Raw genomic sequence first — 21907 nt, forward strand, 5'->3', positions numbered from 1 at the left:
CGTCAGTCGATCGGCGTCCGATTGTCGTCGACGAGGTGCGTAGCGGAGTCGGTCGCACGGGAGCGCTTCCAGATCATCCGAGCCAGTGCGCCCAGCACGGACACGGCCAGGACAACGCCACCGCCGATGATGCCGGCCGACGAGTCCGGGAAGATGCCCTCGAGCAGCAGCCAGACACCGAAGACGAAGAACAGCACCGCGGCGCCGATCTTGATGAATCCGTCCGGAAGGTGCTTGCCCAGCACCGAGCCGACGATGATGGCGAGAGCGTCGGCCGCCACCATGCCTACCGTCGACCCGATCCAGACGCCGATCCAGTCGTTGTCGGTCGCAAGGGTGATGGTGGCGAGCATGGTCTTGTCGCCGAGTTCTGCCAGGAAGAAGGCCGAGGCGACGGCGATGAAGGCGGATCGCGTGACGCGACCGGCCTTGTTCTGCTCGTCGTCGGTGAGATCGTCACCGCGCAAGGTCCAGAGGCCGAAGATCAGGAAAGCGATACCGCCGACGATGGAAATCGCCGCGGTGGGGAGGGCGACGCCCAGGTAGTGGCCGACGGCGACCGAGACGAGGTGAACAAGGGTGGTGGCGACGGTGATTCCGCCGAGGACGACCCACCAGCGATAGCGCAAGGCAAACGTCATTGCCATCAGTTGGGACTTGTCACCGAGTTCTGCGACAAAAATGACGCCGAAACTCAAAAGTATTGCGGCAAGCAAGATTTACTCCTCCGGTCGGTGTAGGTCGGAGGAAAAATGCGAGCCTCCGGCCTGGGCAGGCGCAGTGGGTGCGCTTGTCCGGCCGAAGGTCTCGCCCACCGAGGCCACAGGACCTTCGGTTCGCCAGGCCGGGTGCTTCGCGATCCGCACCAGGCGGAGCGCGTCGAACCAGTATGTCGACACGGGCGATTGGGGGCTACTCCCCTTCGTTGCTGCCCACGTTAGCGCGCCTGAAACGAATTGGCAAAGCGCACAGCAAGTTTGGGAGTCCGAACTTATCGCTTACCGGGGCCGTCACGAGGCGAGGAGCATGGCCAAAACAGCGGTGTCGGGATCGCTGATCGGATCGATGCCGACACGACTGATCATGGAGACGACTGTGCCGTCCGGCTCAGCCTCGACCCACGCCGCACGATGCTCCAAACCCAGATAGGGAAGGCCTGGCAGCAGTACGCACCCCGACGCGCTGCCCTCGCATTCCGGCAGGCTGGGCGTGGTTTCCGACGGTGGGTGCAGCATGATCAGCGCCGGTGGCTGATGGTCGGAGAAACGGCCGGGTGTCAAGGCGAAATCGCCGAGTACCGGACCTTCGGCGACCACCAGACCGACGGTGCCCGGCTGCGGATCTTCGGGAACGTCTTCACGGACCCCGAAGACCGTCGTGGTCGGCAACAAACCTGGCATCGAGGCCACGCGGACAGCCAATGCGAGAAGCTGCGCCCACTCCTGGGTGGTGTCCGGCCAACGACCGGAAATGACGAACCCCTGCAAAGACCCAGCGGCTTGGAACGGAGAAATGCCTATTGCTTCGTTTCTGTTCATTTCTGTTCCTCCCTCGGTGCTGGGGCAAATCTCGGGCAGACGCGCATGCGTCGGTCCGGCACACCTCGTTGGGTAATCGAAATATGCACCCATTCGGTACTGGCACACAAGACAGGGAGAGTGCCAGCCAGGTTTGCGCTGGTGAGGGCGGTGGTATGCGCAGACATGACTCTGTCGAAGAACCGTTCTCGGCTGGAAGACCTGGCAACGCAGGCGTGGATCTTCGGATATCCCCTGTTGATTGCTGCGGTATCGCGGGATGTCATGACGGCGGTGCCTTCGCCGGTGGCGATGAAAGCCCCGCTCAACCAGTTCGCATACGCGCGTACGACGCCGGATGCGACCTTCACCGATGTCGTCTCACCCAACGCGGACACTCTCTACTCGTCGGGGTGGCTGGACGTCTCGACGGAACCGCAGGTGCTCTCACTGCCGGACTTCGGCACGCGGTACTGGCTGGTCCCCATCCTCGACGCGTGGAGCGACGTGTTCACGGTTCCGGGATCTCGGACAGTCGGGCGGACCGGGGGACCGTACCTGGTGGCCGGGCCGAATTGGAAAGGCAACGTGCCCAAGGGTTTGACGCTGCTGCGGTCTCCGACGGCGATGAACTGGATAGTCGCCCGCTACGCGACGTCGGGGGGAACAGACCTGGCAGAAGTGCACAGCCTGCAGGACCGGACGCGACTCACTCCTCTGTCGGAGTGGACGGGTGACCCGCAGGACTACACGCCTGGTGAAATGCCGGTGAACCCTGCCGTCGACACGCGGACGCCGCCGGTGGACCAGGTGGCCGCCATGGACGGCGAGGCATTCTTCACCAGACTCGACGCACTTCTCGACGACAATCCTCCGCGTCCGGAGGACACCGAGATGATGAAACAACTGTCCGACATAGGAATCGGCTCCTCCTTGCCCTGGAGGTCGCGTCCGCAGGAGGTACGTGATGCCCTCGATCGAGCTGCGCGAACCGGTATGGACGTGCTGAGCGAGATCGCCGAAGAGGCCGAGGGCAGTCCGAAGAACGGCTGGACGATGCACCGCGGCTTGGGGCACTACGGAACCCATTACGCTCAGCGGGCTCTGATCGTCTGGCTCGGTTTCGGGGCCAATCTCGACGCTGATGCCGTGTACCCGCATGCCACGACGGACGTCGACGGGAAGCCGCTGACCGGGGCGAAGAAGTACGTCCTGCACTTCGAGAAGGACGAGCTGCCACCGGTCGAGGGCTTCTGGTCGCTCACGATGATGAACGAGCGGCAGTTCTTCGTGGACAACCCGATCGACCGATACGCGATTGGCGATCGAAGCGATCTGGTGTTTGCCGACGACGGTTCCCTCGACATCTATCTTCAGCACGAATCCCCTGGTGGTGAGAAGGAGCGGAACTGGCTGCCGGCTCCGTCCGGCGACTTCAACGTCTTTCTGCGCCTGTACTGGCCGAAGGCTGCAGTGCTGTCGGGATCGTGGACTGCGCCCGGTATTCGAGAAGCAAGTATTCGAGAAGCAGGCTGAAAGTCCCCTCGCTTCGTACCCGAAGAGCACAACTCGGTATCAGCCGCGCGTTTCGATGGGCGGAAAGGTCACAAGAGTCATACGATCTGTCGGTACTGCCCTGTTTGAAGAGCTGTTGAATCGGTCAGAGACACCCGCTTGTTTCGGAGGCTACTGATGGTCACGCAGAATCCGTTCGTGCAGTACGGCAAAGAGATCTGGTGGATGATCCTGATCCGCGGAATCTTCGGCGTGATCTTCGGAATCATCGCGCTCGTGTGGCCGGGAATTACCCTGGTGGCCTTGGTTTTCCTGTTCGGTATCTACTCCATCGCCGACGGTTTGATCACGATAGTTCGCGCCATTCGGGACCGCGAGCATCTGAGCTCGTGGGGTTGGTGGGTGTTCACGGGCGTCGTCTCGGTCGGAGCCGGCATCGTCGCGCTGGTCTGGCCGGGCATCACTGCGCTGGTGCTGCTGTACATAATTGCCTTCTACGCCATCATGTTCGGAATCTTCGGAATTGTCGGCGCCTTCAAGATGAAGGCGCTGCCCGGATCCAGTTGGGGATGGTTGCTCGCCGCATCGGTGCTTGCTGTCATCTTCGGCATCATTCTTCTCATCGCGCCCGGCGAAGGCATCATCAGCCTCATCTGGTTGTTGGGTTGGTACGCAATCCTGTTCGGCCTCTTCATGATCGTGGGAGCATTCCAGATCAGGAGCCGGGCAAAGGAAGCCGGTGTTCTCTAAGAAGGGAAAGCCGGCCGTCGAGGCTCCCACTCCGATCCCCACGCTGTCCGGTAGCGAGAACTGGTCGATCCCGCGCGGTTTGATCGTCCTGCTCGGTATTGCCGCCACCGTGGTCGCCGTCGGCGGAATGAAGGTGTTCGGCGGCATCCTCGGACCGGTATTCCTGGCCCTGGTGCTGACGATTGCCGTTCAGCCCATTCAGGATTGGTCACAGCGCCGAGGGTGGCCCAAGTGGGTCGGGATGTTGGGCTCACTGGTCACCGTGTACTTGATCCTGCTCGGGTTGGCGGCGTCGTTGATCGTGTCGACGGCTCAGTTGGCGACGATCCTGCCGCAGTACTCCGAGGAGATGACCAACCTCCTCAACGAGGGCCGCGACAAGTTGGCCGACTTCGGAGTGAGCACCGAACAGATCCAAAGCACGCTCAGCAGTGTCGATCTCACGAAGGTTGTGGGCGTCCTCGAAAGCGGACTGGAGGGCCTGCTCGGCATCCTGTCGGATCTGGTGTTCATTCTCGCGTTGTTGCTGTTCATGGCCTTCGACGGCATGAGCATCCGCTCGCGGTTGCATGTGTTGTCCGAGCAACGTCCCGAAATCTCCTACGCGCTCTCCACCTTTGCCACCGGAACTCGCAAATACCTGGTGGTCTCGACGGTCTTCGGTCTCATCGTGGCGGTACTCGACGGTGGCGCGCTGTGGCTCATGGGCATTCAGCTGCCCGTCCTGTGGGCGTTGCTGTCCTTCATCACCAACTACATCCCCAACATCGGGTTCGTCATCGGCGTGATTCCACCGGCGCTCCTGGGACTGTTGCAGGGCGGGCCGTGGCTGATGCTGTGGGTGATCGTCGTCTACTCCGTCATCAACTTCGTGATCCAGTCCATCATCCAACCCAAGTTCGTCGGCGACGCCGTCGGACTGTCGGTGACGATGACGTTCCTCTCACTTGTCTTCTGGTCGTGGGTTCTCGGGGCGCTCGGAGCGCTGTTGGCGATCCCGCTCTCGTTGTTGGTGAAGGCCGTCCTGCTCGATATCGACCCAGCCACGCGCTGGGCCGACATCCTGATCAGTGGCCCTCGGGACATGCCGAAGGAGGAACCAGAGGAGTCTGAGAAGCCGGCCACGCCCGCAGGCTAGGGCTCTCAGTGTTTCTACAAGTTGTTGCTTTATCGTCTCGCCCATGAGCGCCGAGAACACCACAGAAAACTCCCATCGCCGGCCGTCACGACTCGGTCGACGGCTGGCAGTCGGTGGTGTGGCCGCGATCGTCGCGGCTGCGGTGGCGGGGATCGGGTTCGTGATCTTCGCGGGCGGTGCCGACACCTCGAACACCGTCGCGATCGTGAACGCCGACGCGGGAACCACGCTCGACGGCAAGGAACTTCGGGCCGGCGACACGCTGGTGGACACGTTGGGCAAGAACGAAGACTTCGACTTCCAGGTGGTCGACAACCCCGGCGGGAACTACTTCGCGACGTTGACCGTGCCGGAGGACTTCAGCGAAACCGTCGCGTCGATGTTCGGCATGGATCCACGGCAGGCGAGCGTCGACCTCGAGGTGAAGGGCTCGGATTCGGAGAAGTCGGCCGAGTTGACTCGGGCCGTATCGGCGCAGGTCGGCGCGGACGGCATCAAGGGCCTGCTGGCTCAGACGTCGGCCGCCAGACGCTCGATCGATCAAAACCTCACCACCGCACAGATTCTGGTCGCCGGAACCAACGAGGCCGGAAAGTCCATCGATCAGGTGAAAGCAGGCGCAGGCACTCTGCTGCCGTACCTCGAGACCGCACGGTCCGGGGCGTTGGAGCTGATGAGCGTCGCGGATCAGGTGTCCGGTGTTGTCGATCAGGCGTCGGGGTCGGCGGAAGAGCTGGCCACGCGCGCGGACTCACTGGGCCTGACGCTGGGGGAGGCGTCGACCTCGACCGCGGAACTGAAGACACGAATCGACGCGCTGCAGACTGCGCTGAACGGCCTTCCGATCCCGCCTGACGTGACAGCGCAACTGGCCGGTGTGAGTTCGGATCTCGGTGCGCTGAATGCGCAATTGGGCACCGTTCCGGCGCTGTTGGGTGGCTCGGTCGGGCCCGATACGGAGCTCGGTGATCTAGTCCGCACCGCTGTCGGGCAGCTGCAAGGCGCGAGCGATCAACTGAGCAGTGCTGCCGGACAATTGAACGACGGCCTCATTCCCATCGCTGATCAGGCGCCGCAGATGCTCGGTGACGTGACCGATCAGATCACCCAGGGATTCACGACGCTGCAAGGAATCGCCAAGTCACTGGTCACGGGCCTCGACGGCGCAAAATCCGGTATTCCCGCGATGACCACCCCGCAGCAGGTTCAGCTGACCTCGGTGCTGTCGGATCCGGTGGCCGTGAATCAGACCACCGCGGGCAGCGGTGACTCCGGAACTCGCACACTGGCATTGGTCTTCGGAGCCACGACGGTCCTGCTCGGTGGTGCTCTGCTGACACGAACGGCGGCGCCCCTGGTGAGGCGCCGCCGTTCGCAAGAAGAGCGTGACTAGACGATCAGACCTGCGGTCTGGGTACGTGCACGGTCGAAGCGAGCCGAAACGTCGTTCCAGTTGACGATGTTCCAGAATGCCTTGACGTAGTCGCCCTTGACGTTCTGGTAGTCGAGGTAGAAAGCGTGCTCCCACATGTCGAGGAGCAGCAGCGGCGTGAGGCCGATGGAGATGTTGCCCTGCTGATCGTAGAGCTGGACGATGATCAGACGCTGTCCGATCGAGTCCCACGCGAGGATGGACCAGCCGGAGCCCTGGATGGCGTTGGCGTTCGCGGAGAAGTGAGCGCGGAAGAGATCGAACGAACCGAAGTTGTCGTCGATCGCTGCGGCGAGTTCACCTTCGGGCTTGTCGCCACCGTCAGCGCTGAGGTTGTTCCAGAAAACGGTGTGGTTGGTGTGGCCACCGAGGTGGAACGCCAGGTTCTTCTCGAGCAGGTTGGCCTGCGCTGCGATGGTGTCGTTCTCACGAGCCTCGGCCAGCTTCTCGAGTGCAGCGTTGGCACCGGCAACGTAAGCCGCGTGGTGCTTGTCGTGATGCAGCTCCATGATCTTGCCCGAGATGTGCGGCTCGAGGGCTGCGTAGTCGTAGGGGAGTTCCGGCAGCGTGTAAACAGACACGAGGGTCCCTTCTTTGCGGGCTGGTGAGCCCTGGTGCTTTAGAGTGCGTCGATCACCGGTCACGGCGTGACGTCACTCGCGTATGTGCAAATCATTCTTCGGGTTTCCACCCAATAACATTCGTACACCGTCCGCAACAGTCCGGCTCAGGTAGTAATCACCAAAGAATAAAGTTTGGGAAACCGAACTTGCCCCGATCTAAGGGTAAGCTAATATGCGCAAATTCGTCGTAAGGGTGAACGGAACCTTAAACTTGCGCGATGCCCGCACCAGTTTTCCTCCCGGAATCACCAGAGGCGGCCGCGCCTCGGGTGAATCTTCCGGGCGCTGACCTGTTGCGAGCCCTGGCGGTTGCCGCCGTGATCTACTCCCACATCTCTTTCTACGTCATCGACGATCTCGGCTCGGGTTGGTGGGTGATCGACGTCGTCTACGGCGTTTTGATCGAGCCTGCCGAACTCAACCAGCACCTCTCTTTTGTCGGCGTCGCAGTATTCATGATGCTTACCGGCGCTCTGGTGACGCGGTCCGCGATTCGCGACGGCCCCGGAAAGTTCTTGACCAACCGATTCAGTCGACTGCTGCCCGCATTCTGGGTGGCGACCGCGATTGCCATTCTTCTGGTCCGCCTCGGAATCAACGGAATGTTCAGCGGTCAGGAAGGTATTTCCGATACCGAAGCGTTGATGAGCTTTTTTCTCGGCGGATTCTTTCTCAAGCCCGAGGTAGCAGTTCTGGGAGTGACCTGGACACTCACCGTCCAATTCCTCTTTTATCTCGCATGTGTCGCGGCTCGCCCGATACTGCGGCTGCGACCGATCGTCATGCCGCTCGCCGGTGGTGCGCTGTGCTCGCTGGTGCTGCTCTACAACGTCTACGCGCCGCTGCCGTACACCGTGCCGATGCTGTCCAAGATCGCCGCGACGCTGCCGGCCGTCTTCCTCGGCCAGATCATGTACCTCGCGTGGGCGAAGCTCGCTCCCGGCCGCTGGCTGATCGCGGCCGTCCTCGTCCAGATGCACGTCATCATCGTGGCGACCCAGTTCCGCGTCTACTGGGCCGGTGAGCACTATCTGTGGACCATTTCGGTAGTCGCCGCAGCGGTAGTTCTCATCGGCCGCTACGACGGCGTCCCGACGCGCTGGCCGGTCGTGAAGTGGCTCTCGACGCGTAGTTACGTCATCTATCTCGTGCACACCCTGATCCTGTACCGCGTCGTCGAGAACACTGTTTTGTACGTCGGACCGACGCTGGCGTTTGCGCTCTTCCTTCTGGCCACGGCCGCGGTAGCAGAAATCGGCTACCGGTGGGTGGAGCTGCCCGGCGCCCGGGCGATCACGGCGTGGCGAAACAGTCGCTCGCGCGTAGCATCGAAGCATGAGCTGGTACGACGACATTCTGGGACGAGCGTCCGCAAAATCCACGCTGATCGCGCCTGAGGACGCACTCCCGGGCCGAGAGCAGAAAATGCCGGTTCCGACCGCGCACTACGTCAACGGGCATCCGCTGACGCCGCCGTTTCCGGCCGAACTACAGACGGTCGTCGTAGGGATGGGTTGTTTCTGGGGCGCCGAGAAGGAGTTCTGGCAGCTTCCCGGCGTGTACACGACCGCTGCGGGTTATGCGGGCGGCTTCACGCCCAACCCGACGTACGAAGAGACGTGCTCCGGACGTACGGGTCACACCGAAGTCGTGCTGGTGGTCTTCGATCCCGCAGTGATCTCCTACGAGCAGATCCTGGCGCACTTCTGGGAGAACCACGATCCGACGCAGGGGATGCGTCAGGGTAACGACCAGGGCTCGCAGTACCGTTCGGCGATCTTCACGACGTCCGCGGAGCAGGAAGAAATCGCTCATGCGTCGGCCGTCGCTTTCGGTGAACGGCTTGCCGAAGCCGGATATGGAGCGATCACCACCGAAATCGGCCCGCTGCGCGACTTCTTCTACGCGGAGGATTACCACCAGCAGTATCTGGCGAAGAATCCCGGCGGTTACTGCCCGGTGCATGCCACGGGCGTCAGTTGCCCGGTCGGATTGCTCCGTCAGGATCAGGTTCCGGCGCAGACGGACATCCTTCCGCCGAGCGAATAACTGGACAGGTGTTGGAGGACACATGTGATTCAGCTCGTTAACACTTGCAACTAGATCGAAACAAAGGGAATCTCGATGTAAGAGTGTGTCGTCGAGAGAACTGAGCTCACAATGTCAGGTAGTACGCGAGGAACTGCGTCGCTGCTCCGACGCACCATTCATGTAGGCCACGATCCGATGGTTCGCCGCAGTGATCGGATCGAAGGGTTCATGTCCTTCGGTCTGATCATTTTCGCGATTCTTCTGCTGCCTCTCGCGGTATGGGCAGGGGCTGCGACTGCTTCGAGCCAGAACGCACTGATCGCCAAACAATCCGCCGAATTACACAGCATTTCGGCGACGACGACTGCAGATTCGACGCAGACCACCGCCTCGACAGCCGATTACATTGCGCCGACCACCGAAATGGCCAGCGCGCAGTGGAACTGGAACGGCCAGGTTCATACGGGTGATGTCACTGTCGACTCGGCGACGCCCGCCGGCACCGAGGTCCCCATCTACGTCAATGATCAGGGCGACAAGACCGTAGCTCCGATCACTCAGAGCGCTGCCGACGTCGCAGCCGTGGTGACCGGGGTTTTCACCTGGTTCAGCGTGATGTCGCTGCTGGTCATCGCTTTCATGCTGGTGCGCGTCTTTCTCGACCGTTCCCGCTCGGCCCAGTGGGACCGAGACCTACGCGCGTTCCTCGACGCGAACGCGCTGTAGATCCCGGCCCATTCTTTACTGCAGTTGGGGCATGACCTCGCTTGCGACGAGTTCGAGATGATCCAGATCGGCGAGATCGAGAGTCTGCAGATACACGCGCTGTGAACCGGCCTCGGCGAAAGTGCCGATCTTGTCGACCAGCTCCGAAGGTGTTCCGGCCAGACCGTTCTCACGTAGCTCGTCGACGTCGCGTCCGATAGCCTCGGCGCGCTTCTTGATCTCCGCCTCGTCGCGGCCGCAGCACAGGACGAGAGCGTTGGAGTACACCAATTCGTTCGGATCGCGCTCGTGCTCGACGCAAGCCTGACGAACCCGCGCAAAGATGTCCTTCGTTTCCTCGAGGGACTTGAACGGGATGTTGAACTCGTTTGCGAACCGAGCGGCGAGCGCCGGAGTCTTCTTCTTGCCTGTGCCACCGATCAGGATCGGCGGACCGTCGACCTGGTGCGGTTTGGGAAGCGCGGGAGAGTTCTTGATCTGCACGTGCTTACCGTCGTAGTCGAACGTGTCGCCGACCGTAGTACGCCACAGACCGGTCACGACGTCGAGAGTTTCCTCGAGCAGTTCGAAGCGATCCTTGAGCGCCGGGAACGGGATGCCGTACGCCTGGTGCTCTTCCTCGTACCAGCCGGCACCGATGCCGAGGTCTACGCGGCCACCACTCATCTGATCGACCTGTGCGACCGAGATGGCCAGCGGTCCGGCGTGACGGAACGTAGCCGACGTCACCAGAGTGCCGAGGCGGATGGTGGATGTTTCGCGGGCGATTCCGGCGAGCGTGATCCACGCGTCGGTGGGCCCGGGAAGGCCGTCGGAATTCATGGCGAGATAGTGGTCCGAGCGGAAAAATGCGCCGTAGCCAAGTTTTTCGGCGGTCTGGGCAACAGTCAGTAGTTGTTCGTAGGTAGCGCCCTGCTGGGGTTCGGTGAATATACGCAGCTCCATGACTTCCACTCTGCCACTATTTTGCGGGGGTCGGGACGACGGCACCGACTTGTCCGGCGCCGAAACACAGCGTAAGTCCCGGCGTTGTCGGCGTGATCTTCACACTGTTTCCGTGGCCGACCAGGCGCACGAATGCCGGGTGCAAACCCTGCGTCACGGGTACCGATACTGCGTCACCGGACTCCAACGCAACATCGATCGTTCCGTCGGCGCTGGCGAGGTAATTGAGCTGAACCGTCCATTCCCAGCCGGCCAGGGGGCCGTCGAGGGGGAGCTCGGTCGGGCCTTCGGCGCGGGTGCCGCAGTTCGGCGCCGTTCCTTCGGGAATCCTTCTCGTCCAGGTCACTTCGGCATCGACGATCTGACCGCTGTCGTCGATGGTGCGCAGAATCGGAGTGCTGGAAGAGAATTCGGGGCGATCAGGCAGCGGCGCGAGAACGTTGCTTGCCAAATTGTTCGGAAAGGCGACGGGAAGGAGCACTTCGATCGCGACGGGTTGCTCGAGCAGTGGAGCATCCTGATTCTGTGACAACGACATTCGCGCGTTCGCGAGGTAGTCGCGGGTCGGGTTCTCGCGCCAGATGTCGACGAACGTGACGGTCGAGACGAGCGAACTGATCACGAAGAGCACTGACAGGCCGGCGGCGACTGCGACGGGCAAACGGGCCGGACGTCGCCGAGGCGCAGCGAGAATAAGAGCGGCGGCGAGGGCGAACACCGTCGCCGAATCCGTGAAGTAACGCAAGGTCTGCGCCAACTCGTAAGTGGTGTCGGCGTCGGATCGGGTAGCGGTCATCGCCACCACGGAGGCCAGGAAGTACAGCGCCGCGGCAGCCCAGATCCAGGCAGAGCCGCGTCGGGCACGCACTGTCATCACGGCCGTCGTCAGCAGCGCGGCCCAGGATGCGACCACCAAGAGCGTCGGCGGATCGGCCCAGGCGGGGCTGGGGATCCACCGCTCCCAGCGCCAGGGGCCGCCGAGAAGAGTGGGAAGCATCCCCAAAGACGTTCCGTGATGCAGCAGTTCGGTGGACATCGAACGGCCGTATCCGGTGATCGGAGATTCGACAGTTGTCAGATACACCGGAATCCAGATCGCGAGCACGGCGGCGCAGGCCGTCCACAGGAGTCGGCACTTCGTGATCGCACTTCGTATCGGCGTTCCTTCACCTTGTGTGCGCAAGTACAGCACCAGAAAAGCGAGTGCCACGAACGGAACGAGCACTGCTTTCTCGAAGAACAGCAAGGAGATGACAAAAACCGCGGTGCCCGAGAACACGTAGCGCACCTGCCCGGTGCGGTACAGCTTGATCGCGTCGCCGCATGCCCAGGCCAGCGCGATCTGGAGCGGCAATGCATTGAGCGCGGCTGCCCACCACGAGAACGCCGGAAGTGTCAGCGGGACGAACAGATACAGGATCAACGGAATCAACATTGCCGGTCGCCGGCCGAGGACCAACCGAAGAGTGCGCAGAAGCGCCAACGACGCGGCGGCCTGACCGATGACGAGCAGCGTTGCCGACAGCGCCCAGTTGTACGGCGCGATACGGGCGATCAACCCGGTGAAGAAGAAGGCCGCGGGCATGAAGTGACCGTCGTGGTCGTAGAGCAGGAGTTCGCTCGAGAAGAGTGGGAAGCGTCCTCCACGGCCCATCAGGATGAGGTCGTCCCAGTAGAAGTAATTGCTCGCGGCAACCCAGACGCGAATGACGAGCTGACATCCGATCAACACGAACGCGAGCTGCGTGACCCGTCTCGGGGTGAACGTCAGAGTTGGCTCGGGCTGTGGAGAAGTCATCGACGGTCATGCTTCCAGGTGTGTCAAAAACCGACTTCTCATAAAAAGGGGATACCGGTCTTTTCTGTCTTTTCGGGAGCATTTTCTGAATGGATTGTGAACTTTGCCGGGATAAATGACGTCGACGCCCGAAAGTTCACTGACCTGCGGTGTCAAATTCATCCTCGAGCCTGTGCATCGTTCGCTAACACCTGTCAGCAAATTCTCAGGGTCTTGCCCGTGACCTGTGGATAAAGCCCGATTCATTCATCCAGAACTGTGGATGAACCTGTGGAAACTGTGGATAACTCGAGTTTTTAAGTGGTGGAGGTCACATTATTCGAACAATGCAGGTGAACGCGGTGGAGGTTCGATCACAAATCGGGAGTGAATCCATTTGCTGCCGTTACCGATACGGCGTGACAGAATCGAAGTTGTGAGTGTCGTTCAGGTCTGCGCCCGGTGCGCCGCACGCTGGCCTGTCGTCGGCGGCCCGACGCAGTGGTGCCCGCGCTGCAGCGGCGTCCTGCTGATCCCCACCCGCACCGAGATCTACCAACCGCCCAACCGCCGTGGCTTCCGCTGGATCGCGCGCTCCCCGTCCGACCCCCGCGGCGTGGGGGACGCACCAGTGCGTCGTAGCTTCTCCACTCCGCGCTACGACGCTGTCCCGCAGTGGGGACTCCGGGACGTCGTCGACACCTCACCGGTGCCGCCCTCGCGAGCGGACCGGATGGCCGACCGAGCCGGGCCGTTGCTGACGCTCGCAACGATCCTCTACGGACTGGCAGTGTTCGCCGAACTGGGCAGATACGCGATCCTGGTCCGCAACCGCACCAGGCTGATCCCGCAGCCGCTGCTCACGGTCTCCGACGCCGCCGTGTACTTCACTCAGTTGGGTGGACTGCTGATCTCGGTCTTCGCGGCAATCGCCGCTGTGTGCTGGCTGCTTCGTCGGCGTCGTGAACACTTCGCAGGTGTCCGGGAATCCGATCCACGCACAGCGTCGGAAGTTGTCGTCGGCTGCGCTGTGCCGATCCTCAACCTGGTGATGCCGGCCGTTTATCTCTTCGAGTTGGTCCGCCGCGATCCGCGCGGAACCCTGCTGGTCAAGATCTGGTGGGGCTTCTGGGGATTCAGCGCTCTGCTGCTGGTGGTCAACGCGTACTGGCGATCACGCCCGGGGATTCAGGCAATGGCCGACGGGGTTCTGCTGAACGCTTTCATCGCACTGATCGCTGCCGTCACCGCGGCGTTGACACTCGTCGTGATCCGCCGGATCGAGCGCAAGAGCTGGCGCGGTGAACCGGAATCGGAAACCCGGTGGGTGCCAGTGCCGCGCTCGGTGCTGGAAGAAAAGACGGTGCTGGAAGAGAAGACGGTGCTGGACGAGAAGGAGACCGCTGCCCTGTGAGCCCAGATCGTCGAGGTCCACTCGTCGTTGCGCACCGAGGTGCGTCGGCTGCGCGGCCGGAGCACACCCTCGCCGCCTACGAACTGGCCCTCGAGGAGGGTGCCGACGGGCTCGAATGCGACGTCCGGCTCACCCGCGACGGACACCTGGTCTGCGTTCACGACCGCAAGGTCGACCGCACCTCCAGCGGCACGGGGATCGTCAGCGAGATGACGCTCGATTCGCTGAACGCTCTGGACTACGGGTCGACGAGCGAACCGGCCGAACTGCTGACTCTCTCCGACCTCATCACCCTCGCTCTGGATTTTGCGCGCCCGGTGAAGCTGTTCATCGAGACCAAGCACCCCGTGAGGTTCGGCGGATTGGTCGAAGCCAAACTCCTGGCGGAACTGCACCGCTTCGGGATCGCGTCACCGCCGTCGGCCGATCATTCGCGCGCTGTCGTCATGTCTTTCTCGGCGAGTGCGGTGTGGCGAGTGCGTCGTTCGGCACCGCTGCTGCCGACGGTCCTGCTCGGTGACGCGTCGCGGTACCTCGGCGGCGGTGCGTCGACGGCTGTGGGCGCTACGGCGATCGGGCCGTCGATCAAGGCGCTGCGCGAACATCCCGATCTGGTCGATCGGGCCGCTGCTGCGGGTCGCGCGACGTACTGCTGGACCGTCGACGACAAGGCGGATGTGGACCTGTGTCGTGAGCTCGGGGTCAGTTGGGTTGCCACCAACCATCCCGGGCGCACGAAGCAATGGCTGGGCAGCGTGTAGATTTTGCCCTCGTGGCCAAGAAGAGCAAAAGAAACAGTGGACCGAAGCAGGGCAGCGCACGCGCAGAGAAGCTGGCGGCACGCCAAGCAGAGCGTGAAGCCGCTGCCGGCGTAGTCAGCCGCCCGTTCGAGGGCCTTGCCGCCGAGTGCGATCTGGTTGCGCTGCGCGAATTCGTTCCGTCCGCCACGGCTCCGTTGCCGGTCATCGGCTCCGACCGTCCCGTCACGTTGGCAACGGTCCTCCCCGGCGCTGTTGCCGCACTCGTCCGCGACGAGGGCGAGACGGCCACAGGATTTGTCGGTGTCCAGGTTCAGGCGCACTCGGCCGACCTCGGCGCAGACCTCGCCGCTTCGGTGAACTGGATCAAGGACGCGGCCCCCGGCGACGCGCTTTCTGCCGCGAACCCCGATTCCGAGACCCCCGCAGTCACCGCTGTCGTCGATCCCTCGGCCCTGCTCGACATCACCGTGCACCAGAACTTCAACTGGTGGATCCCCGAGGGCGTCGAAACCGATCCCGAGGTTGCCGCCACCGTGCAGCACGCCAACTCGGCGATCATGCCCTCTGCACGCCTCGAAGGCGACGGCCTCGTTGCCGCGTGGTGGGTCGACGCCGGCGAGAAGGCGCACCTGCGTTGGGTTCGTCCCGAGAGCGAAGACGACCTGATGCTCGCGCTGGCGCGCGTGCACGCGACCGGTGGACTGCATCTGGGTGAGGGCTCGCGCTACGCAGGCTCGTTCCGCACCCACGGCCTGTTGGTTCCCGTCTTCGACCTCGACCGCGAAAAGCATGCAAACGAGTGGGTAGCGGCAACCGTCGAGCTCGGTGAGCGTCTTGCCGAGGCTCTGGCCGTCGATGCTCCGCTGACCTCGGCCGAGCTTCGCTCGCGCGACGGACTTCGTGGTCGTCAGGTCACGCTGCGCTGATTTTTTCGCCCGAACTATAGGCGTTACGCGAAGTTACGGTTAATGTTGGTGACATGACCTTGTCGCATGACATCTCCGGTAGTGGTCCCACGCTTGTGCTCGTCCATGGCATCGTCCATCGACGGCAGGCGTGGGATTCGCTTTTGGACCAGCTGACGCCGTACCGCCGCGTCGTCACCGTCGACCTGCCGGGTCACGGAGAGTCGCTGCTGCCCGAACTCGGTCCGGACGTCATGGGACAGCTGATCGACGATGTCAGTGAGTTCGTCAAGGAAGTGACGCCGGCGGGGGAGCGTGCCCACGTCGCGGGAAACTCCCTCGGCGGCTGGATTGCCCTCTCGCTGGCAGCGCGCGGAGATGTCGCGTCGGCGACAGCTCTTTCGCCGGCCGGGTTCTTTGTCAATCACCTCGATCAGGTGCGAGCGATCAACACGTTCCGTGCACTGCGCGGCACGGCCAAGCTCATGGGTGACGGATTGCCACGCGCATTGCGGTACAAGCTGATTCGCTATCCGGCGCTCGCCGCGTTCTTCGCTCATCCGAGTCATGTCGGTTATGCAGCGGCGTTGGCCGACTGCCGTTCGCTCGTGTCGAACGAACTCGTCGATCTCGGTCTCGAGATGGACTTCGTGCTGCCGCCCATCGTGGATCCCACTGTGCCGGTGACGGTTGCGTGGGGTCGACGCGATCTCATCCTGCCCGTGTATCAGGCGCAGCGCGTGAAAAAGCCGTTCCCGCAGGCAAAGTTGATGGTTCTGCCCGGCCTTGGGCACGTACCGATGACAGATGCCCCCGAGCTGATCAGTTCGATCCTGCTGGCAGGAAGCGAACCGTTCGGCTCGAGGGCAAAATCCGTGAGTGCTGCAGGCTAGATGGTTCCGCCGGCTGCGCTCGGTGCACCGGTGGTGTCACCGACGGTGCTCATCTCGCGGGACACGAAGTCTTCGAGGTCGAACAGGTTGGCGCCTGCGCGGTCCGCGATGGTGAGAAGTGTTGTCATGCTTGCAACTTCCTCGACCTGCTCCTTGAGGAACCACTGCATGAACTGCTCGCCGAGGTAGTCGCCTTCTTCGCGGGCAGTGCTCGCGAGCTGGACGATCTGCTCGGTGACCGTCTTCTCCTGCGTCAGCGCGAGAGCGATGGGCTCGCGGGCATCCTTGAAGTCGGCCTTCGCGGCGTCGACGCCGGTGAGTTCGACATTGATGTCGCGATCGAGGAAATACTGAACGATCATCATGGCGTGGTTACGCTCTTCCACAGCCTGCTTGTAGAAGTGCTTTGCCAACTGTGGCAGATCCGCATTGTCGAAGTAAACCGCTGTCGCGATGTACTGATGCGAAGCGTTGAACTCGTTGCGAATCTGGTCTCGGAGTAGTGCGTGGAATTTGGTCATGTGAGTCTCCCCAGAAGTCATGAATTCCAAGATAGTGCAGGTCAGAGGCCCTGTCATCCCAGTATGACCTTATTGTGGTAAGCGTTCCCAAACTAAAGAAGACCTAATTTTTCTTCGAATTCGGTGAGGTTATCGAGCCCGGTGAATTCGAATGTTTCATTTAGGAATGTCCATTTCACCAGGCGAGTTCCGCGCATTTACCGTCGCTTCCCTGTAGTTCCACCTGTACGGTGGCGTGCCCCAGTTCGAATACCTCGGCAAGCAAGGTTCGGGTTGCTGCGAGCACCGTTGTGGGATCGGCGTCACTGACCGCGGTGACGTGAACGGAAGCAACTTCCATCCCCGAGGTGAGTGTCCAGACGTGCAGATCGTGCGCGTCGACGACTCCCGGCAGAGCGTTGATCTTCTCGATGATCGAGGTGACGTCGATGCGGTCGGGAGCCTGCTGGAGGAGGATGCGAACGGCGTGGCGGCCCAGGTTGAAGGCACGTGGCAAGACGAAGAGGCCGATCGCGACGCCGATGACGGGGTCGGCGTAGCGCCAACCGAACGCGAGCGTGACCAAGCCGCTGACCAGGACGCCGACGGACCCGACCATGTCCGCCATGACTTCGAGGTAGGCGCCGCGGATGTTGATGCTTTCCTTCGCGCCGCTGCGCAGCATGAGGAAGGCGATGACGTTCATCGCCAGACCGACGACGGCGACTGTCGCGACGGGAAGGCCGGGAACCTCGGGCGGATCCGTGAAGCGGCTGGCGGCCTCGTAAAGCACCCACCCGGCGACTGCGAAGAGCAGGATCGCATTGGCCAGTGCCGCAAACACTTCCGCGCGGTACATGCCGAAAGTACGGTCGGGGCGCCGGGCGGCACGCTGTGCGACGAGGATCGCGGCGAGCGCCATGAAGATGCCGAAGATGTCTGTGAACACGTGCGCCGAGTCCGAGAGCAGGGCCAGTGACGAGGTGAAGAGGCCGACCGTCACCTGCAGCACGAAGGTCACCAACCCGAGGCCGGCGGCGATCCACAGTTTGTTGACATGCTTGCCGCTGTTGCTGGTCGCAGCCTCGGCGGGGGAGATTCCGTGCCCGTGTCCGTGTGACATCGAAGGTCCTTTCGTCGACGCCAGCATAGACACATATGCATATATGCGCAATAGTGCATGTCTTAAAAACTATGCAACATAGTTGTAAGGTGGCGGCGTAGACCTTCATTTGTCATCGACGCGAGGACCGAGAAGTGGGAAGACATCGAAAATCCGAGCCGATCAGACCCGGCGGGCGCATGGCCGCGGTTTCCGTGGCGACGGGTGCAATCCTCGCGTCCGGCACTTCCATCGGGCACGCGTCGCCGCCGCCGATTGCAGTCGAGGATGCATCTGCGGTGTCGGCGCCGGAGATCCTCGACCTTGTCCGGCCGACGGATCTTGCCGGAATAGCCGAACAACTCGGCAAGACGCGACAACTCGAATCCGAGCGAGCGGCGCTGGCGTTCGAGGCCGAAAAGCCACAGGTGATGGCCCCCGTCAGCGGGACGATGACGTCCAACTTCGGTCCACGGTGGGGAACCACCCACTACGGTCTCGACATCGCGAACGCGATCGGAACGCCCATCGTGTCGGCGACCGACGGTGTTGTGCTCGAATCCGGTCCCGCCGCGGGATTCGGGCTCTGGGTCCGCATCCAGCAGGACGACGGGACCGTCGGCGTCTACGGACACATCAACGAGGCGCTCGTGGTTGCGGGTCAGAAGGTGCGGGCGGGTGAGTTGATCGCGACCGTGGGCAATCGTGGACAATCGACAGGACCACACCTGCACTACGAGGTGTGGCAATCTGACGGACAGAAGACCGATCCGCTCGTGTACCTGAATTCCCGGGGCGTGTCGTTCGGGGAGAAGACCACGGGCGACTGAAGTTCTGTCACGACGCGATGGAGGAGCAATGCAGGGGCTGGGCGGACTCGAAGCCGAGGTCATGGATGTGCTCTGGCAGTCCGACGACGCGCTCTCGGTCAAGGATCTGGTCGAGACCCTGGGTGAGCGTCGACAACTTGCGTACACCACCATCCTGACCGTCGTGACGCATCTCTACGACAAGGGCTGGGTGAGTCGTGAGAAGAAGAGTCGCGCCTACTTCTATCGGCCGAGTCGCAGCCGTGAAGAGGCCACATCCAGAGCACTGCGCGAATTGTTGGACAGCAGTTCCGATTCCGCTGCCGTGCTGTTGCACTTCGCCAAGACCATGACAGATGCCGAGAACGAGGCCCTGCGCCGGGGTCTTTCCGGGGAAGGTGTGCAATGACATTGGCGTTGCCGATGTTTCTCGGTGCGATGCTCGTGGGATTCCTGGTTCCGAGAGTGTTGCGAGCCGTTTCCTCGGCGTTGTCACCGGCGGTGCTGCTCGCGGCGTGGCTCGGCAGCATGGCGTCGGCTCTGTATCTCGCTCTCTCCGCGGTCTTGGTTCTGGTGTGGCCGAGCCACGCGCCGGTCGAGGGGCTGGTCGACGGTATCGCTCGGTGTTTCAGCGCCTTCGCGCACGGCACGAGTTCATGGGTGGGTGAACTGATCACCGGCACAGCCGTTGCTGTGGTGGGTGTGATCGCTGTTCGGATCGTGCTGGCCGGCCGCAAGCAGGCACGTGAGCACGCGAGGGTCCGAGATTTCCATCGTGATGTTCTCTCGATCGTCGCGCGCCGCGACAACTCGGAGTCCGACGTGTTGTGGCTGGATCATCCGCTGCCTATGGCGTACAGCGTCGCCGGAAAGCCTGGATTTGTTGTTGCGACGCAAGGCTTGTCATCCGCTCTCAGTGGAGGCGAGCGGGATGCTGTCCTCGCGCACGAGCGTGCACACCTGAGCGGCGGTCATCACCGAATTGTCGGTGCGTGCGAAGTCTTGGCCGCTGTTCTTCCGCGAGTGCCGTTGTTCGCGGCGGCACCCGCTGCCGTCGGCGCGATCGTCGAACTGTCGGCGGACAGACACGCCGCTCGCGTCACCAGCCCGGCTGCGGTGCGTTCCGCCCTTGCCGTGGTGTCGAAATCGCCGCTTCCTCAGCCGGACTGGAGCTTGAGCGATCGCGGCAGCGCGACCGCGGTGCGATTGAGTTCCCTGGTCGACGGCGACGTGGCGTCGCCTCGGCGACTGACCTGCGCGGTGGCGGCCTGTGCGCCGGCCGCTGTCACGACGGCCGTTGCCGCAGCCGTGACGGTGGCCGTCTCCGCGGGGATCTGCGCTGTTCTGACCTGATCATTCTCCCAAGGCCGAATCGATCTGGGCTTTCAACTGCTCGTAGCTCGGCATCTGGTCCAGCTTCACGTCGTTGAGGAACAGCGTCGGAGTACCTTGGACGCCGAGGCGTCGGCCTTCTTCGAAGTCGCGCTCGACCCGCTCGCGGACGCCGCGGCTGCCGAGGTCGGATTCGAATCGGGCCATGTCAAGTCCGAGATCTTGTGCGTAGGAACGGAACAGCGCCTCCTGTGATTCGGCGGATTCACCCCATTGCGACTGCGTCTCGTACATTTGCTTGTACATCTCGACGAATTTGCCCTGGCGAGATGCGGATTCGACGACCTGCGCCGCGAGAGTGCTGTTGGTGTGACTCGGAATCGGAAAGTATCTGATGCCGAACGTGATTCGACCCTCGTACTCCGCTCTGATCCGCTCCATCGTCGGGTACAGCGCGAGGCAGGCTTCGCATTCGAAGTCGAGGAACTCGACCAGGTTCACCTTGCCGTCGGCGGCCGAGGTCAATCGGTACGCGTCGTCGGTGAGGACGGCGGTGGATTGTGCTGCCCGATCGGCGTTCTCGTTGTCTGCCCGAATCGGATCGACGGTGATGAACGTGATCAGTGCTACCGCGAACACCGCGATCAGGGCGGCGGATATCTTCATGCTTCTGGACACTGCTGTGCACCTGTACCTTCCGTCGAATTCCTAAATACTATCCAACATAGTAGTTAGGTGTAGAGTCGACGGTACCCGCATGGAGACGAAGGAGGACCCGCCGGTGAAGCGTTCGTGAATGACACGCCGCCGCCGTCGATCGGGCAGATGCTGGAGTGGGATACCTCATCCCTCCCGCTTCTTCCTGCCCTGGGAGTTGTTCTTGCACTCTGGTATTGGACTGGCGCTCAGCGAGTTCGCGCGAGTGGGCGACCGTGGCCGTGGCATCGGACAGCGTGTTTCCTCGGTGGGTGCCTGCTGCTGATCGCGGTGACCGGACTGAAGGTCGAGAGCTACGGCTACGAACTCTTCAGCGTCTGGATGTTCCAACACCTGACGCTCTCGATGGCGATCCCGCCGCTCTGGGTACTGGGCTCGCCGGGACTGCTGCTACTACGTTCGACGCCGCACCGAGGAATAGGAAAAGGCATTCTCGCGCTTGCCCTCTCGGCATTGCGCAGCCGTCCGGCGCGGTGGATGCTGCACCCCGGGTTCACGATCCCGGTATTTCTGTTCAGCTACTACGGGATCTACCTGTCGCCGATCTTCGACACCGTCTCGGCGTTACCGGCTGGACACGTCTTTCTCGAGATCTTCTTTCTCGCCAGCGGTCTGCTATTCATCATGCCGGTGCTCGCCACCGGCCCACTGCCGGTGCGACAGAGCTACCTCGGCCGGTGTTTCGACCTGTTCGTGGAGATGCCGCTGCACGTGTTCATCGGCGTCGTACTCATGATGGCGACAAAGCCGCTGCTGACCACGTTCGTGGATCCGCCTCCGGAGTGGGGCGTGGACGTGATGCAGGATCAGCAGCTGGCGGGCGCCCTCGCGTGGTCGTACGGAGAGCCCGTCGCGCTGGTGGTGGTCGTGATCTTCGCGATGCGCTGGAACCGCGACGACAAACGGATGAATGCCGACCTGGACCGCCGCGCCGAGATCGACGGCGACAGTGATCTTGAGGCGTACAACAATTTCCTCAGATCACTGAACGCCGCCGAGCGGCCTGAGACTCGGTAGGCC

At 62.4% G+C, this 21907-nt stretch carries 23 protein-coding genes; 15 read left to right on the forward strand and 8 right to left on the reverse strand.

The window, feature by feature from the left end; genetic code table 11:
• Positions 1 to 2 precede the first annotated feature (2 nt).
• Together AC1Q6C_RS10790 and AC1Q6C_RS10795 are read right to left on the reverse strand one after the other, a co-directional pair.
• Entirely contained in the window at positions 3 to 716 is a 714-nt protein-coding gene (locus AC1Q6C_RS10790) for a TMEM165/GDT1 family protein (RefSeq protein WP_058227350.1), read from the reverse strand.
• 294 nt (positions 717 to 1010) lie between these two features.
• Positions 1011 to 1538: a hypothetical protein gene (locus AC1Q6C_RS10795; RefSeq protein WP_003944138.1), complete on the reverse strand. Its 528-nt coding sequence runs from the start codon at positions 1536 to 1538 to the stop codon at positions 1011 to 1013.
• A 165-nt stretch (positions 1539 to 1703) separates the two neighbouring features.
• On the opposite strand from AC1Q6C_RS10795, the gene AC1Q6C_RS10800 reads away from it, so the two are divergent.
• The 4 genes from AC1Q6C_RS10800 (at position 1704) to AC1Q6C_RS10815 (ending at position 6313) form a co-directional block, all read left to right on the forward strand.
• Positions 1704 to 3053, forward strand: coding sequence for a DUF1254 domain-containing protein (locus AC1Q6C_RS10800; protein WP_003944160.1), 1350 nt, complete (start codon positions 1704 to 1706; stop codon positions 3051 to 3053).
• Between the two features lie 156 nt (positions 3054 to 3209).
• The gene (locus tag AC1Q6C_RS10805; RefSeq protein ID WP_042453221.1) at positions 3210 to 3782 is read left to right on the forward strand and encodes an HdeD family acid-resistance protein; all 573 of its coding nucleotides are present in this window, start codon (positions 3210 to 3212) and stop codon (positions 3780 to 3782) included.
• Complete coding sequence (locus tag AC1Q6C_RS10810) at positions 3772 to 4920, forward strand: AI-2E family transporter (protein WP_270008828.1); 1149 nt, start codon at positions 3772 to 3774, stop codon at positions 4918 to 4920. The genes AC1Q6C_RS10805 and AC1Q6C_RS10810 overlap by 11 nt, the downstream gene beginning before the upstream one ends.
• A gap of 43 nt (positions 4921 to 4963) precedes the next feature.
• Entirely contained in the window at positions 4964 to 6313 is a 1350-nt protein-coding gene (locus tag AC1Q6C_RS10815; protein WP_030535844.1) for a YhgE/Pip domain-containing protein, read from the forward strand.
• Here the strand turns inward: AC1Q6C_RS10815 and AC1Q6C_RS10820 are convergent.
• Positions 6310 to 6933 carry a superoxide dismutase gene (locus AC1Q6C_RS10820; protein WP_003944189.1) on the reverse strand — a complete coding sequence of 208 codons (624 nt, stop codon included), beginning with the start codon at positions 6931 to 6933 and terminating at the stop codon, positions 6310 to 6312. The genes AC1Q6C_RS10815 and AC1Q6C_RS10820 overlap by 4 nt on opposite strands.
• Positions 6934 to 7193: 260 nt before the next feature.
• Here AC1Q6C_RS10820 and AC1Q6C_RS10825 point away from each other — a divergent pair, with 260 nt between their 5' ends.
• The 3 genes from AC1Q6C_RS10825 to AC1Q6C_RS10835 all read left to right on the forward strand — a co-directional run bounded on the left by AC1Q6C_RS10825 (position 7194) and on the right by AC1Q6C_RS10835 (position 9732).
• Positions 7194 to 8372 carry an acyltransferase family protein gene (locus tag AC1Q6C_RS10825; protein WP_047272742.1) on the forward strand — a complete coding sequence of 393 codons (1179 nt, stop codon included), beginning with the start codon at positions 7194 to 7196 and terminating at the stop codon, positions 8370 to 8372.
• Positions 8311 to 9024 carry a peptide-methionine (S)-S-oxide reductase MsrA gene (msrA, locus tag AC1Q6C_RS10830; RefSeq protein WP_020905733.1) on the forward strand — a complete coding sequence of 238 codons (714 nt, stop codon included), beginning with the start codon at positions 8311 to 8313 and terminating at the stop codon, positions 9022 to 9024. Before AC1Q6C_RS10825 ends, msrA begins: the two co-directional genes overlap by 62 nt.
• Before the next feature lie 111 nt (positions 9025 to 9135).
• Positions 9136 to 9732: an Rv1733c family protein gene (locus AC1Q6C_RS10835; protein WP_223304488.1), complete on the forward strand. Its 597-nt coding sequence runs from the start codon at positions 9136 to 9138 to the stop codon at positions 9730 to 9732.
• A 15-nt stretch (positions 9733 to 9747) separates the two neighbouring features.
• Here the strand turns inward: AC1Q6C_RS10835 and AC1Q6C_RS10840 are convergent, their stop codons facing one another.
• Positions 9748 to 10677 carry an LLM class F420-dependent oxidoreductase gene (locus tag AC1Q6C_RS10840; protein ID WP_058038067.1) on the reverse strand — a complete coding sequence of 310 codons (930 nt, stop codon included), beginning with the start codon at positions 10675 to 10677 and terminating at the stop codon, positions 9748 to 9750.
• 16 nt (positions 10678 to 10693) lie between these two features.
• Positions 10694 to 12475, reverse strand: a complete 1782-nt coding sequence (locus AC1Q6C_RS10845) for a hypothetical protein (protein ID WP_492666612.1) — start codon at positions 12473 to 12475, stop codon at positions 10694 to 10696.
• A 415-nt stretch (positions 12476 to 12890) separates the two neighbouring features.
• Between AC1Q6C_RS10845 and AC1Q6C_RS10850 the strand changes: the two genes are divergently transcribed.
• From AC1Q6C_RS10850 to AC1Q6C_RS10865, 4 genes are read left to right on the forward strand one after another with little or no spacing between them, the layout of a single operon-like run.
• Positions 12891 to 13868, forward strand: a complete 978-nt coding sequence (locus AC1Q6C_RS10850) for a DUF4328 domain-containing protein (protein ID WP_492666613.1) — start codon at positions 12891 to 12893, stop codon at positions 13866 to 13868.
• Positions 13865 to 14629, forward strand: coding sequence for a glycerophosphodiester phosphodiesterase (locus AC1Q6C_RS10855; protein ID WP_003944175.1), 765 nt, complete (start codon positions 13865 to 13867; stop codon positions 14627 to 14629). The genes AC1Q6C_RS10850 and AC1Q6C_RS10855 overlap by 4 nt, the downstream gene beginning before the upstream one ends.
• An 11-nt stretch (positions 14630 to 14640) precedes the next feature.
• Positions 14641 to 15555, forward strand: a complete 915-nt coding sequence (locus tag AC1Q6C_RS10860) for a DUF5926 family protein (RefSeq protein WP_003944127.1) — start codon at positions 14641 to 14643, stop codon at positions 15553 to 15555.
• A 53-nt stretch (positions 15556 to 15608) separates the two neighbouring features.
• The gene (locus AC1Q6C_RS10865) at positions 15609 to 16427 is read left to right on the forward strand and encodes an alpha/beta fold hydrolase (protein ID WP_003944129.1); all 819 of its coding nucleotides are present in this window, start codon (positions 15609 to 15611) and stop codon (positions 16425 to 16427) included.
• On the opposite strand, the gene AC1Q6C_RS10870 is transcribed toward AC1Q6C_RS10865, so the two are convergent.
• Positions 16424 to 16969, reverse strand: a complete 546-nt coding sequence (locus tag AC1Q6C_RS10870) for a ferritin (protein ID WP_030535839.1) — start codon at positions 16967 to 16969, stop codon at positions 16424 to 16426. The two genes, AC1Q6C_RS10865 and AC1Q6C_RS10870, sit on opposite strands and share 4 nt — an antisense overlap.
• Positions 16970 to 17123: 154 nt before the next feature.
• Positions 17124 to 18050, reverse strand: coding sequence for a cation diffusion facilitator family transporter (locus tag AC1Q6C_RS10875; RefSeq protein ID WP_492666614.1), 927 nt, complete (start codon positions 18048 to 18050; stop codon positions 17124 to 17126).
• Between the two features lie 179 nt (positions 18051 to 18229).
• Here AC1Q6C_RS10875 and AC1Q6C_RS10880 point away from each other — a divergent pair, with 179 nt between their 5' ends.
• The 3 genes from AC1Q6C_RS10880 to AC1Q6C_RS10890 are packed head-to-tail and all read left to right on the forward strand — an operon-like array spanning position 18230 to position 20191.
• Positions 18230 to 18859: a M23 family metallopeptidase gene (locus tag AC1Q6C_RS10880; protein ID WP_075831782.1), complete on the forward strand. Its 630-nt coding sequence runs from the start codon at positions 18230 to 18232 to the stop codon at positions 18857 to 18859.
• 28 nt (positions 18860 to 18887) lie between these two features.
• On the forward strand, positions 18888 to 19247 hold the full coding sequence (locus tag AC1Q6C_RS10885) for a BlaI/MecI/CopY family transcriptional regulator (protein ID WP_003944179.1): 360 nt from the start codon (positions 18888 to 18890) through the stop codon (positions 19245 to 19247).
• A complete protein-coding gene (locus tag AC1Q6C_RS10890) occupies positions 19244 to 20191 on the forward strand; it encodes a M56 family metallopeptidase (protein WP_003944128.1) in 948 nt (315 codons plus the stop codon). The genes AC1Q6C_RS10885 and AC1Q6C_RS10890 overlap by 4 nt, the downstream gene beginning before the upstream one ends.
• Here the strand turns inward: AC1Q6C_RS10890 and AC1Q6C_RS10895 are convergent, their stop codons facing one another.
• Entirely contained in the window at positions 20192 to 20836 is a 645-nt protein-coding gene (locus AC1Q6C_RS10895) for a DsbA family protein (protein ID WP_054188666.1), read from the reverse strand.
• Between the two features lie 126 nt (positions 20837 to 20962).
• On the opposite strand from AC1Q6C_RS10895, the gene AC1Q6C_RS10900 reads away from it, so the two are divergent.
• Entirely contained in the window at positions 20963 to 21904 is a 942-nt protein-coding gene (locus AC1Q6C_RS10900; protein WP_007736006.1) for a cytochrome c oxidase assembly protein, read from the forward strand.
• The last annotated feature ends 3 nt before the right edge of the window (positions 21905 to 21907 follow it).

Source organism: Rhodococcus sp. MT28 (genome assembly GCF_058792695.1).